The sequence below is a fragment of the Terriglobia bacterium genome (genome assembly GCA_020073185.1).
Classification (GTDB): domain Bacteria; phylum Acidobacteriota; class Terriglobia; order Terriglobales; family Acidobacteriaceae; genus JAIQGF01.
This window is the reverse complement of sequence record JAIQFT010000079.1, coordinates 1-13,083: the sequence shown is the minus strand read 5'-3', so window position 1 is coordinate 13,083 and position 13,083 is coordinate 1. Positions and strand designations below refer to the sequence as shown.

Sequence of the window (13,083 nt, the reverse complement as noted above, 5' to 3'; positions counted from 1 at the left end):
CCATCGACGGCAACCAAGGCCCTAACGCTGAGTGTGGCGTCGGCGCCGGTCACGTTGACCATCACGACCAGCTCTCTGGCTAACGCCACCGCCGGCACTGCCTACAGCGCAGCGCTGCAGGCCAGCGGCGGGGTGACGCCGTACACGTGGTCGATTTCGGCGGGCGCATTGCCGGCGGGAGTGAGCCTCAACGCCAGCACGGGCGCTATTTCCGGCACCCCCACGGCGAGCGGTTCGTTCAATTTCACGGCTTCGGTAAGGGATTCGGCAACCACTCCATCGACGGCAACCAAGGCCCTAACGCTGAGTGTGGCGTCGGCGCCGGTCACGTTGACCATCACGACCAGCTCTCTGGCTAACGCCACCGCCGGCACTGCCTACAGCGCAGCGCTGCAAGCCTCAGGCGGGGTGACGCCGTACACATGGTCGATTTCGGCGGGCGCATTGCCGGCGGGAGTGAGCCTCAACGCCAGCACGGGCGCTATTTCCGGCACGCCCACGGCCTCAGGATCCTTCAACCCGACCTTCGCGGCAAGAGACTCCGCGCCTACGCCAGTAACTGCAACCAAAGCACTCTCGCTGACGGTTGCTCCCGCGAACGAGTATCCTGTTGCCAAGCTTTCTGTGACCCCAACGAGCGGTACCGTACCGCTTGCGGTTACGGCTTCGACGGCGGGCTCCAGCGATCCGGACGGCACCATCGCGAGTACGTCCATCAACTTTGGTGACGGTACCATCGTTAATGCCGCCTCCGGTTCCCACACCTACGCCGCTGCCGGAACTTACACGGTGACCGCGACCGTTACGGACAATGGCGGCAAATCCAGTTCTGTGACCGCCACTGTGACGGTCGCTCCTGCGAACCAGCCTCCTGTCGCCAAGCTTTCTGTGACTCCAACGAGCGGCACCGCACCGCTCGCGGTTACGGCCTCGACGGCGGGCTCCAGCGATCCGGACGGCACCATCGCGAGTACGTCCATCAACTTTGGTGACGGTACTGTCGTTAATGCCGCCTCCGGTTCCCACACCTACCCCGCTGCCGGAACTTATACAGTGACCGCGACCGTTACAGATAATGGCGGTAAGTCCGGGTCTGTGACCGCCTCTGTGAAGGTCAACCCTGTGGGCTCGCTCGATTGCAATTCAACCAGCTTCTCGTTTGTAAACTTTTCCGATGACTACATGATGGGTGAAGGCAGTGGCCTGGATAACGGCGTCCTGAGCAGAGTATATGCACTAGACCCGAATATAAGAATGGCAATTGGCGAAGGAGACCTCCAGAATCTGCAAGACGCCCGTGAAACCGTCGATGCTGCCCTTTCCGGCAAGCGGCCTTGCGGCGAAACCGAGTATCCCTTCTTCAGCACGATGGGGAACCACAACTATGGTAGCGACGATCCCACCCTTTCCTGGTGGGAGAGCACGTATGGAAATAACTGGAGTGCCAATGCCGCTGGTTCGCGGCTGGCGTTGCAGCTTCCGGGCGTATCAAACTTCAACCGCGGTCCTCTTCAGACTTCTCAGCGGATTCCCAACGCCGCGGTCTACTCCTTCGATTTCAAGAATGCTCACCTCGTTTTCCTTGACGACTTCGAGAAATTCTCGCCTTCGAGCACTGTGTCGGATGACAGCCAATTCGGACCCAGTGATGCGAATGGCGCAACCGTTGATCCCACCTCATCGCAGCTGGATTGGCTGAGCCAGGATTTGGCGGCAACCACTCAGCCAGTGAAGTTCGTCTTCACCCACGTCGGCATTGTGGCTCACAGCTACACCTCGGCCTGCTCGGCATGGAGCGAGCACAACTCGGATTTTAATACCTCTGCTTTAGCCAAGGTATTGGCCGCCAACAATGTGACCGCGATTTATCGCGGACACGACCATTGCCCATCGCGCGCGTTGTTGGACGGCAACCGCACCGTGGTCTGGGAACGCTCTTGGAACGACGTGAACGGCGGCTTGAAGGGCGATCCTTCTCTGTGGTCGGGACTGATCGGAGCCGGCAAATTCTGGCAAGTAGATGACGGTTCCGTATACAACGATAACGGCTTCTACGTGATCACGGCAGTGACGCCAACCAGCGTTACCTTCAGCACCTATACCTTTAAATCCTCCGCCGGGAACCCTGTCCTATGGGAGACATTTACTATCCCGCTGTCGGGCGGCGGTGGTGGTGGCGGAGATACGACTCTGCCTACTATTTCTCTCTCATCCCCCTCGAACGGCTCGACCGTATCTGGGAATGTCACCCTGTCGGCCACCGCTTCGGATAATGTTGGGGTCGTGGGAGTCCAGTTCAAGGTGGATGGGACGAATCTTGGGGCAGAGGTCACGGCCACACCATATTCGATGAGTTGGAACTCGACTACCGCAAGCAACGGGAGTCATGCTATTTCAGCCGTCGCCAGGGATGCAGCGGGCAACACCAACACGGCGTCGGCAACCGTGAACGTCAGCAATGTGTCCGACACCACCCCGCCTACCGTTTCGATCACCGCGCCGGCAAACGGAGCGACGGTATCGAACACCTTCACCTTGTCGGCCACCGCCTCGGACAATGTGGCAGTCGCCGGAATCCAGTTCCAGGTGGACGGGACGAACCTCGGAAACGAGATCACCTCGTCGCCTTACTCGATCAGCGTCAACAGCAATTCCTATCCCAATGGTAGCCATACATTCTCGGCGACCGCCCGTGATGCAGCCAACAACTCTGCGGTGGCCAGCATCCTGGCGACCATCAGCAACCAGCCGCCTTCTGGCACCACGATCTACCTTGATGCCAATATCTCCTCCGCTTCATGCACGACCTACAACGCAAGTGCCAGAAACTGTACCGGCGGGACCGCCACCGCCTACAAGACCATGGCCTCGGCAGGTTCCGCGGCCTCGGCAGGTACCACGATCCTGGTCAGGGCCGGAACCTTTAGCCAACTTGCGCCAGCCAAATCCGGGACGGCCGCTGGCCCGATCACATGGAGAGTCTATTCGGGGGAAACGGCCACGATCAACGGTGGCAGTCCTGCGATCCAGCTTACCAATCGGCAATACCTGGTGGTTGACGGGTTCACGATTTCCAACGCTGAATCTTGGCTGGAGGGAGACAACATGCAGTACGTCACCCTGCAGAACAACAGGTTCAATGGTGGGACCGGAGCTTTCACTGCATCCAGTTTCCTCAACGCCAACTACAACAAATTCCTGAACAATACTTTCCTCAACAGTTCCGGGGACAGCCTCACGATGTTCAGCTCGGACCACAACCTGATCCAGGGCAACACGTTTACCGATGCCGACCACACCTTATTCGCCCTGAAGTGCGGTAACTATAACGTCATCCGGGGCAACACTTTCTCCAACTCCCGTCAGAAGGGTGAGGAGGTATTCGATTGCACCACTAGCGAACCCGGTGTTCCAGTTACCGAACTAAACTCAACTAAGCACAACCTCATCGAAGGCAACTCTTACGTCCTGACGGCGGCCAACAACGGCGACGGTCCCTTCGCTGGCATCCAGTACGCCGGGCAGAACGGGATCATCAGGCGGAACATTTTCTACAACACCAAGGGCGCGGGACTGGACTTCACCAATTACTCCGGTGAGGCCGACTACGACAACTACAACCGCGCCTACAACAACGTCTTCTACAACAACATCGGCGGCGGCTCGGCCACCACCAGCGGCGACCAAGACAACGTCCTTAAGAACAACATCTTCTATAAGAACTCGCCCATGCCCGTTCCCTGGAACGACAACAATCCGAGCGGGTCGCAACTCTCCAACTATCAGAGCAGCGGGTTCCGCGTGGAGCGCAACGACATCTTCAATAACGCCGCCGGAGAATCGGGCGTCATCCAGTTCAACTACACCAACCTCACCTTGGCGCAAGCCCAGTCGCAAAACCCGTCACTCTACGCGAACAATCTCGAAGTCGATCCGGGGTTCGTGAACGCTGCCGGCCACGACTTCCATCTCCAGCCCAGCAGCCCGATGATCAACGCTGGGACCTTCCTGACAACCACGTCGAGCGCCGGTTCCGGAGCCTCGATGCAAGTCGCCGACGCGGGCTATTTCTTCGACGGTTTCGGAATCCAAGCAGAAGTCGGCGACACCATCCAACTGGCGAATTCGACCAGCGTGGCGGTGGTGACAGCGGTCAACTACACGACCAACACGCTCACCTTGGACCGCAGCCTCAGCTGGACGCAGGGGCAGGGAGTGAGCCTGGCTTACAGCGGGAGCGCTCCAGACTTGGGGGTTTACGAAACAAACTAGCAATGTCCGTGGCTGGATGCGGATCGGCTCGTCCAGCCACATCACGGTCAAGTCGGCGACTCCATGGAGATAGAAGGATCTGACGGCGCGCGGGATTGGTCGCAACTGGTGGTCAGCGACGGCAACGCCGGGCTGGAGGCGGCGCCGGGGCGAATACGGCCGGAGGCGGCGCACCAGCGCTGCGCCGTGCACAAGCTGCGCAACCTGCTGGCGAAAACGCGCAAGCATGTGCACGACGCGGTGCGCCAGGACTACCCCGCGTCGTGTGCCTGCCCAACCGCAGCCCCGCCGAGCAGCACATCGGTCGGCATTGGCTTAGAATGGATAGGCATCTGACAACACACTTCCACAAGCTCGGAACAACGTGTGCGGTATAGCTGGAATTGTCAACACTGACGGTCGTCCGGCCGATGCGCGTATTTTGGCCGACATGATCGCGATGCTTGGCCATCGCGGCCCGGACGCCAGCGGTGTCTTCACCGATGGCGAGGCCGGCTTCAGCCACGCGCGCCTCAGCATTATTGATGTCGCTGGCGGTGCGCAGCCCATGTCCAATGCGGAGCGCTCGCTGTGGATCACTTTCAACGGAGAGATCTTCAATTACGTCGAACTCCGCGAGGAGTTGCTGCGCAAAGGACACCAGTTCGCTACCCGGTCAGACACCGAGGTCTTGCTCCACCTGTATGCGGAAGAAGGGCCCGATTGCGTTCGGAAGCTGAACGGTCAGTGGGCGTTTGCCATTTGGGATTGCAAGACGCGGCGCCTGTTTCTCTCGCGCGATCGGCTTGGAGTCCGCCCGGTTTTCTATACCCAGCGCAACGGCGCTTTCCTGTTCGCGTCGGAAGTGAAGGCTCTCTTCGCGCATCCGGCAGTCGAGCGCCGGCTGGATTCCACTGCCTTATCACAGGTCTTTACCTACTGGTTTACCTTGCCGCCGCGCACCATCTTCGAAGGCGTGCGGGAATTACCTCCGGGGCATTCCCTGATTCTGCAGGATGGCAAATCGGAGATTCGCCGGTATTGGCAGCTTGATTTCCATCCCGACCCGGAAGGTGCGCGCCGCGAGCAAGAATACGTCGATGAGTTGTGGGAACTACTGGTGGATGCAACGCGCCTGCGCCTGCGCGCCGACGTACCGGTGGGCACCTACTTGAGCGGCGGGTTGGATTCCTCGCTCGTGACTGCCATCGTCAAGCGCTTCACGAATACGCCGGTCCGCAGTTTTTCCGTAGGCTTCGAAGACCCCGAGTTCGACGAGAGCCGCTATCAGGACGAGGTCATCGAGCATCTCGGCACCGATCACCAGCGCATTCACTGCACCTACCAGGACATCGGCCGCGTCTTTCCCGAGGTGATCTGGCACACCGAGAAGCCTATCCTGCGTACCGCTCCGGCGCCCCTGTTCATCCTGTCCAAACTGGTGCGCGAGGGCGGGTACAAGGTGGTGGTAACCGGCGAGGGCGCGGACGAGATGCTGGGCGGGTACGACATCTTCAAGGAGGCGAAGATTCGTAGCTTTTGGGGAGCCCGTCCCGAGTCACGCCTCCGGCCCCTGCTGCTGCGCCGCCTGTATCCATATCTGCACAACGTGCAAAACCAATCCGACGCGTATCTGCGCGCATTCTTCCGCGTGAATGCGGGTGACATGGCCAGCCCATTTTTCTCCCACCTCCCGCGCTGGGAACTGACCTCAAAACTGAAGCTGTTCTTCGGGGACGCGCTCCGGACCGCCACCGCCGCCTACGATCCTTATGCCGACCTGGCAACCATGCTGCCCGCCCAGTACGGCAGCTGGCCACGCTTGTGCCAGGCACAATACCTGGAAGCCCTATACCTGTTGCCCGGATACATTCTCTCCTCGCAGGGCGACCGCGTCGCCCTGGCTCATTCCGTTGAGATCAGGTTGCCGTTCCTCGATCACCGTGTCGTGGAGTTTGCATCCCGGATCCCACCCGCGCTGAAGATGAAGGTACTCAACGAAAAGTACATCCTGAAGCGGTGTGTCGGCGACCTTTTGCCCCCGTCCGTGCGTAGGCGACACAAGCAACCGTACCGCGCGCCCGACGGGAAGAGCTTTTTCCACGCCGCCGCCCCTGATTACGTTCGTCACCTGTTATCCGCCGACCACATACGCGAAAATGGGCTGTTCAACCCGGTTGCGGTGCAGAAGCTTACTGACAAGTTTGCCGACGGCCGCGCCATCGGGACTAAGGACAATATGGCGTTGGTGGGAATTTTGTCGGCTCAGGTCGTCGTGGATCGATTCATCCGTGGTTTCCAAAAACAGGTACCCAAGGAGGACCATGCAGTCTCTCGAACAGCAGCTACGCCAGTTCGTAGTTGACAACTTTCTTTTTGGTCAGGACAACGGTTTTGCAACCGGCGATTCATTCCTGGTACAGGGGTTGATCGACTCGACCGGCATGCTGGAGCTGCTCTCGTATCTCGAGAAGACCTTCGCCATTGCCATCGACGATGCGGAACTGGTTCCGGAGAATCTCGACTCCATCGACAACCTGGTTGCATTCCTTGAGCACAAGAAACAGGTCCTGGAGGCGGGGAGCGCCGCCAATGCAAGTTGAACAGTTCCTCGAGCTTAGTGCCGAAAAGTTTCCCGACAAAACGGCCCTGATCTACGGCGCGCAGCGGCTGACTTACGCGGAAGTCGAGTCGCAGTGCAATCGGCTGGCCCAGGGACTGATCGCGGCCGCCGTCCAGCGCCATGACCGGGTCGCTGTCTTGATGGACAACTCCATCGAGACGGCAGTGGCGGTGTTTGCCATTCTGAAAGCCGGCGCGGTCTTCTTACTTGTCAATCCGACCACCAAAGCCGACAAACTTAGCTATGTCCTTAACAACTGTCGCGCCAAGGCCCTCATCGTCGCCGACACCAAACTCGGCGGCATGCGCGACTGCTGGGGAAACACGCCCCACCTCAAGACGCTCGTGGTAAGCGGCGCTGGCGCTTTTCCCGAAACCACGGCCAAGAAGTTTTACCGCTTTGACGAAGTTCTGGCGACCGCGCCGGACACGCGCCCGCTCAAGCGCTGCATCGATATCGATCTGGCAGCGCTGATTTATACCTCCGGCTCCACCGGCAGGCCCAAGGGCGTCATGATGACGCATCTCAACATGGTTTCGGCGGCCACTTCCATCACCACCTACCTGCAGAACACGCCGGAAGACGTCATCATTTGCCTGTTGCCGTTTTCCTTCGATTACGGCCTCTATCAGTTGCTGATGGCCTTCAAGAGCGGCGCCACCTTGGTCATCGAGCGCTCCTTCACTTATCCCTATGTGGTGATCGAGACAATCATGCGGGAGAAAGTCACTGGCCTGCCCATCGTGCCGACGATTTCCAGCATCCTCCTGCAGCTCGATCTCAGTAAGTTTTCGTTTCCCCACCTTCGCTACATCACCAACACGGCGGCGGCGCTGCCCACCGAGCACATACGCAAGCTGCGGCAGTTGTTTCCGCATGTGAAGCTCTACTCCATGTACGGGCTGACGGAATGTAAGCGCGTCAGCTATCTCCCGCCCGACCAGATCGACCTTCGTCCGGGCTCGATCGGCAAGGGAATGCCGAACGAAGAGGTTTACATCGCCGATGACAAGGGCGAATGCGTTGGCCCAGGAGTGGTCGGCGAGTTGGTGGTGCGCGGCGCCAACGTGATGAAGGGGTATTGGGAGATGCCGGAGGACACCGCGAAATGCCTCAAGGACGGACCGTTTCCCTGGCCCGAAAAGGTGCTCTACACCGGCGATTTGTTTCGTAGTGATGAAGAAGGTTTCCTGTACTGGGTCGGGCGGAAAGACGACATCATCAAGACGCGCGGCGAGAAGGTCAGCCCCAAAGAAGTCGAGGATGCGCTGTACTCGCATCCCGCGATCGCCGAAGCGGCCGTGGTGGGTGTTCCAGATCCCGTGCTCGGCAGTGCTGTCAAGGCGTTCATCACGCTGAAAACCGGCGCCAGCATCTCTGAGCAGGATGTACTCCGCTACTGCAAGGAACGTCTTGAAGACTTCCTGGTCCCCAAGGTCATCGAATTCTGCGACCACATGCCCAAGACTGCCACGGGCAAGATCAGCAAACGAGCGCTGGCCGGCGCGGGAGCGGGCGAATGAGCACAGGGACACCGTTATCTGCGTCAATGTTGACGATCGACGCAGCGCAAGAAGCGGCGCGCATTGAAACGGCAATTCGCGATCAGATCTTGAACCGCTTGCGCCGCAAGGGTGCGGTGCTGGGGATTTCCGGTGGCATCGACAGTAGCGTGGTGGCGGCGCTGTGCGTGCGCGCGTTGGGCAGGGAACGCGTCCTGGGGCTGTTCCTGCCGGAGTTGGACTCCTCCGACGACAGTCTTCGCTACGGTGAACTGCTGGCGCGCAGGCTCCGGATTGATACGAGGTTGGAGGATATCAGTCCGATTCTCACGGCCGCCGGATGCTACCGGCGCCGCGACGACGCGATCCGTTCTCTCGTGCCCGAGTACGGCGCGAATTGGAAATGCAAACTCGTGATGCCGGATGCCACCACGGGCGCGCGCTACGCGATTTCCTCGCTCGTGGTTCAGTCCCCCGAGGGCAACCAGAAGAAGGTCCGGCTGACTGCGCAGGCGTACTCGGACATCGTTGCGGCCACCAATTTTAAGCAGCGCGCGCGCAAGATGCTGGAGTACTACCATGCCGATCGGATCAATTATGCGGTGGCGGGCACACCCAACCGGCTGGAGTATGACCAGGGTTTCTTCGTCAAGAACGGCGATGGCGCCGCCGACCTGAAGCCCATTGCCCATTTGTATAAGACGCAGGTCTACCAACTGGCCGCTTACCTGCAGATTCCGCAGGAGATTCAGCAACGGCCGTCGACGACCGACACTTTCTCGCTGCCGCAATCGCAGGAAGAGTTCTATTTTTCCCTGCCGCTGGACAAATTCGATCTGTGCCTGTTCGGCAAGAATGCGGGCTTGAGCGTTGCAACCGTTGCCACCGCCGCCGGTCTGACGACGCAACAAGTCGATCGCGTATTCGCCGCCATTGATTCCAAGCGCACCGCGACGCGGTACCTTCATTTCAAACCCCTGCTGGTGGAAGCTGTGCCGGAAGTGGACGCGCAAGACGCAAATTGATAGTCGCGGGCGCCGAACCCATTGCCGCGGAATGTACTTGACTCGGAACCAGGGACCATCTCTAGCGAGGAATTTCCATGCCCGTGCTGGGACATGCGTTTGCCGGACTGGCGATTGGAATCGCGACCGAAGCTTCACCGCCGAAGGCGCGCGCAGTCTCCGCTTGGTGGATTCCGACTGCGGCAGTGCTTTCTTATTTGCCGGATCTCAGCACGCAACTGCTGCACCTGGCAGGTTGGAGCAGGGCACGAGTTTTCAGCCACTCCCTGGTGTTTGCATTTGTCGCATCGGTCGCGGTGGTGCCGTGGTTGAAACACCTCAACCGCATTTCCACGGCGCGCGCATTCCTCATCTCATCTGCCTGCATCGCGGGCCACGATTTGCTCGATCTGGCCCAGGCAACCGATCGCGCTCTCTGTTGGCCTTTCTCCCCCCGCGTATCGGGTTTCGCGCTGCTGCCGACCGACGCCCTCGCCGAGTCGCTGATCTTCGGCTCGGCATTCGCAATTGTTGCGCTCCTCCAGTACCGCAGAAAGAGTTCGCGCCAGGCCACGCCAGTGCCCAAGAACCGTTGGCCGGCCAGGATCGCAATTCTGGCCCTGATGCTGGCGGCCGCGTCAACACAGTACCTCCGCAGCGTGCGGGAGCGTCAGTTCGAAAGTGCCCATGCCCTGTTGGAGGCAGGCAACTACTCTGCCGCGCTCCAAACCGTCAGCGAGGCGGACAAATGGCCATCCGTCGCTAAGCCTGGGCGAACTGACTATATTAGGGGGGCTGCTTATGCCGGCGCGGGCAATAGGGCCCGTGCCGAATTCTATTACTTGCGTTCCTACGCGGCTGACCCCGGATACTTCTGGCTACTGGTCGATCTCGCGGATTTCTATTCCACTTCCGGGCGGCCCTTGGCCGAACGACAACGAACTGCAGAGCCATACCTTCGCCAACTACGAACGGAATTCATGCGCCAGGCGCGAGAGGCGAATGTAATCAATAGAATTGAGCGCCACCTCACCGCTGACGACGATCCAAGCGGTCCACTGCCGCCTCCCGAGAGCTCGACCCACGGAAAACAGCAGTAGAGGCGTATTCGCCCCGGTTTGGTCTGGCTGAGTTAGGCGACGTGTGCAACCAGCAGAGCGCCGGTGCCACTACGGGACTTCGGCTGCGCTTACCTGCTCGGTTTGGTAGGAGAGCAATATGAGATCCGCCCGCCGCCGCACGCCGTATTTGGACAGCAGATTGGATACATGAAACTTGACGGTCCGCTCCGAGATGTTCAGCCTTTCGCCGATCTCTTTGTTAGAAAGGTTCTCCAGCAGGCACTTCAAGATCTGTCGTTGGCGGGGGCTGACGGTCGTATGCATGTGCATGCCGCGCTGCCGTCGGTCAGTCGTCCATATGTGCTCCAGCATTCGCCCCAGTGTCGTCCGAGGAACCCAATAACCGCCGGCGCTGACCGCCTGCAGCGCGCCAGGGAGTTGTGGCTCGGCATCGGAGTATTGCAGGAGTCCTTTCACCCCGAGGCGCAGGAGAGGAAACGCGATCGGTTCGGGAAACGAATCGGCCAGGACAACGATCACCGAGGCGGGGCTGCGGCTCATGATCGTGGCCACCAGTTCTTCGGTCAGGGGCTGGTGCCTGAATGAGTCCACGACGTAAACGTCGGCACGTGGCAAGGCCACGGTGCCGTCTTCCGCTGTTATTCTACAGGTCTGCAACTGGAAGTCGGAGGTCAGTAGCTGCTCTTGGAACTTAGCTAGAATTAAAGGATGCGACGAGACCAGACACACTCCCACTTTCTTTTTCGAGCACGGTCTCGACATGCGTGTGCGCTTGCCAGAACTCTGAATTTCCCGCATTCTACCTCAGCAATGACCTGTGAACAACAGAATAGCCAATTCATAAGGTACCGCCAGTGTGTAGAAAGTACGCCCCACCATGGACTGGGAATGCACGGTATCTGCCGCTTGATCACCAACTTGCGCTTACCGCTCGCGCCCGGTTTCGAACCCACGAGCAAGAAGGCTGCCAAACTCAGAGTTCTTCTATTCGGTATTCGAATTCAACATTGCGCCGATTCACTTGCTCAGGTTTCTCGCGCCGAAGGCTAGGTGCGTGACGGTTTGCGCGGCCTGTGGCACCCACCAGATCCGCCGCATCCAGGGCCGATCGCTGTGACGCATTCGCTGGCCGACAAAATCGAACACCACGGGCGTAATCTGCACCACCGCGTACAAAGAACTGTTTCCTGCGAACGGCTTCAGAAGCGGGTAGTTCTCATGATAACTGCCGGAGCTGACCCTTCGGCGCGTGGTCCACGCGTCAAAAGTGGCCGCACTGTGTTGTGCGATGGTGAGCGCCAGCCAAACGCGCTTGCTACCTGCCGGCGACGGCTTCGATGGCTTCACCAGGAGGACAGGCTCGATCGAAGTACCCGCAGGTGTTGGATTCGTAGGTGTGGCGTTCAGAACCGCTGTGGACAGTTCTGGCGATGGCTCCAGTGTTCCGTTTAGTGCCGACGGTGCTGAAGGCAATGCGGTGGCGCTGGCCAGAATAACCTGGGGGCTGGCCTCCTGAATGTTCGCCGGTGGGACCGTCACATCCTGTGCGAGAAGTAAGACAACCGCGAGCAACATTCCAAACCTCCCAGTGATGTAATCCCTGGTACATGCCCACTAGGACAAGCCGTGCATGTACTAACGTAATGAGACCAGATATCCGACCCTGCGGCAAAGACAATTAGCCCGCGCATCTGCACTTCGGTAATCAACTCTTGCGACCGCCGGTAGTAGTCGTCCCACGCTGGTCTCTGTTTCGGCTCGCAGCAAGAAAACTGGGAAGGAAAAGCCAACGGGACCAATGCACCTGTACGTTCGTACAGGTGTCGGTACAGGGACCATGCACTGGACTCTAACCGGCCTTCTGCTCAGTAGTTAGGGGCCTTTCCTTTGGCTACAGTCGGTGATGCTGCAAACCACGAACTCACGGAGGCGGAAAATTGACGCGCCTGAGACTGTCAGCCCTCCTTGCTCTTCCAATACTATCTGCCCTGTTCATCTCAGAATAGTGCTGTGCCGGCTGCCGTCGTGATCTCGACCACGTCGCTCCCCGCCGCACTGCTAGGCTCGAACTACACGGCAACGCTGCAGGCTACTGGGGGTACGTCACCCTATTCCTGGACCATATCGGCCGGCCAACTGCCCTCAGGGCTCACTCTAAGCTCAAGCGGCGTGATTACCGGCGTTCCCACGCAGTCCGGAAGCTCCAGCTTCACAATTTCCGTGCGCGATGCAAATGGGGCGACTGCAAGCCAAGCCCTCAGTGTCGCTGTTAACAGTTCTCTGACCATTACGACCAGCTCTCTCGCTAACGCCACCGCCGGCACTGCCTACAGCGCAGCGCTGCAGGCCAGCGGCGGGGTGACGCCGTACACATGGTCGATTTCGGCAGGCGCATTGCCGGCTGGCGTGAGCCTCAACGCCGGCACGGGCGCGATTTCCGGCACCCCCACGGCGAGCGGTTCGTTCAATTTCACGGCTTCGGTAAGGGATTCGGCAACCACCCCATCGACGGCAACCAAGGCCCTAACGCTGAGTGTGGCGTCGGCGCCGGTCACGTTGACCATCACGACCAGCTCTCTGGCTAACGCCACCGCCGGCACTGCCTACAGCGCAGCGCTGCA

At 59.5% G+C, this 13,083-nt stretch carries 10 protein-coding genes; 8 read left to right on the top strand and 2 right to left on the bottom strand.

The annotated features are described in order from the left end of the window. The 7 genes from LAN64_19200 to LAN64_19170 form a co-directional block, all read left to right on the top strand. Positions 1-4,272, top strand: a 4,272-nt coding sequence (locus LAN64_19200) for a putative Ig domain-containing protein (protein MBZ5569958.1), incomplete at its 5' end; no start/stop codon positions are given. 63 nt (positions 4,273-4,335) lie between these two features. Beyond that, positions 4,336-4,608 carry a transposase gene (locus tag LAN64_19195; GenBank protein MBZ5569957.1) on the top strand — a complete coding sequence of 91 codons (273 nt, stop codon included), beginning with the start codon at positions 4,336-4,338 and terminating at the stop codon, positions 4,606-4,608. A gap of 28 nt (positions 4,609-4,636) precedes the next feature. Continuing rightward, positions 4,637-6,616 carry an asparagine synthase (glutamine-hydrolyzing) gene (gene asnB, locus LAN64_19190; GenBank protein MBZ5569956.1) on the top strand — a complete coding sequence of 660 codons (1,980 nt, stop codon included), beginning with the start codon at positions 4,637-4,639 and terminating at the stop codon, positions 6,614-6,616. Beyond that, positions 6,576-6,854 (top strand): acyl carrier protein, encoded by a 279-nt coding sequence (locus LAN64_19185; protein MBZ5569955.1) that lies wholly within the window; start codon positions 6,576-6,578, stop codon positions 6,852-6,854. The genes asnB and LAN64_19185 overlap by 41 nt, the downstream gene beginning before the upstream one ends. Further along, a complete protein-coding gene (locus LAN64_19180; GenBank protein MBZ5569954.1) occupies positions 6,844-8,397 on the top strand; it encodes an AMP-binding protein in 1,554 nt (517 codons plus the stop codon). Before LAN64_19185 ends, LAN64_19180 begins: the two co-directional genes overlap by 11 nt. After that, a complete protein-coding gene (nadE, locus tag LAN64_19175) occupies positions 8,394-9,401 on the top strand; it encodes an NAD(+) synthase (GenBank protein MBZ5569953.1) in 1,008 nt (335 codons plus the stop codon). The genes LAN64_19180 and nadE overlap by 4 nt, the downstream gene beginning before the upstream one ends. Positions 9,402-9,478: 77 nt before the next feature. Then, complete coding sequence (locus LAN64_19170) at positions 9,479-10,480, top strand: metal-dependent hydrolase (protein MBZ5569952.1); 1,002 nt, start codon at positions 9,479-9,481, stop codon at positions 10,478-10,480. Positions 10,481-10,549: 69 nt separating this feature from the next. Here the strand turns inward: LAN64_19170 and LAN64_19165 are convergent, their stop codons facing one another. Then, entirely contained in the window at positions 10,550-11,260 is a 711-nt protein-coding gene (locus tag LAN64_19165; protein ID MBZ5569951.1) for a response regulator transcription factor, read from the bottom strand. 219 nt (positions 11,261-11,479) lie between these two features. Further along, positions 11,480-12,037, bottom strand: a complete 558-nt coding sequence (locus LAN64_19160) for a hypothetical protein (protein MBZ5569950.1) — start codon at positions 12,035-12,037, stop codon at positions 11,480-11,482. Positions 12,038-12,472: 435 nt separating this feature from the next. Between LAN64_19160 and LAN64_19155 the strand changes: the two genes are divergently transcribed. Beyond that, the coding region (locus LAN64_19155; protein ID MBZ5569949.1) for an Ig domain-containing protein at positions 12,473-13,083 on the top strand (611 nt) is incomplete at its 3' end.

Coding starts and splice junctions, on each gene's coding strand:
- LAN64_19195 (MBZ5569957.1), top strand. CDS start 4,336: ATGGAGATAGAAGGATCTGACGGCGCGCGGGATTGGTCGCAACTGGTG.
- LAN64_19185 (MBZ5569955.1), top strand. CDS start 6,576: ATGCAGTCTCTCGAACAGCAGCTACGCCAGTTCGTAGTTGACAACTTT.
- LAN64_19180 (MBZ5569954.1), top strand. CDS start 6,844: ATGCAAGTTGAACAGTTCCTCGAGCTTAGTGCCGAAAAGTTTCCCGAC.
- nadE (MBZ5569953.1), top strand. CDS start 8,394: ATGAGCACAGGGACACCGTTATCTGCGTCAATGTTGACGATCGACGCA.
- LAN64_19170 (MBZ5569952.1), top strand. CDS start 9,479: ATGCCCGTGCTGGGACATGCGTTTGCCGGACTGGCGATTGGAATCGCG.
- LAN64_19165 (MBZ5569951.1), bottom strand. CDS start 11,260: ATGCGGGAAATTCAGAGTTCTGGCAAGCGCACACGCATGTCGAGACCG.
- LAN64_19160 (MBZ5569950.1), bottom strand. CDS start 12,037: ATGTTGCTCGCGGTTGTCTTACTTCTCGCACAGGATGTGACGGTCCCA.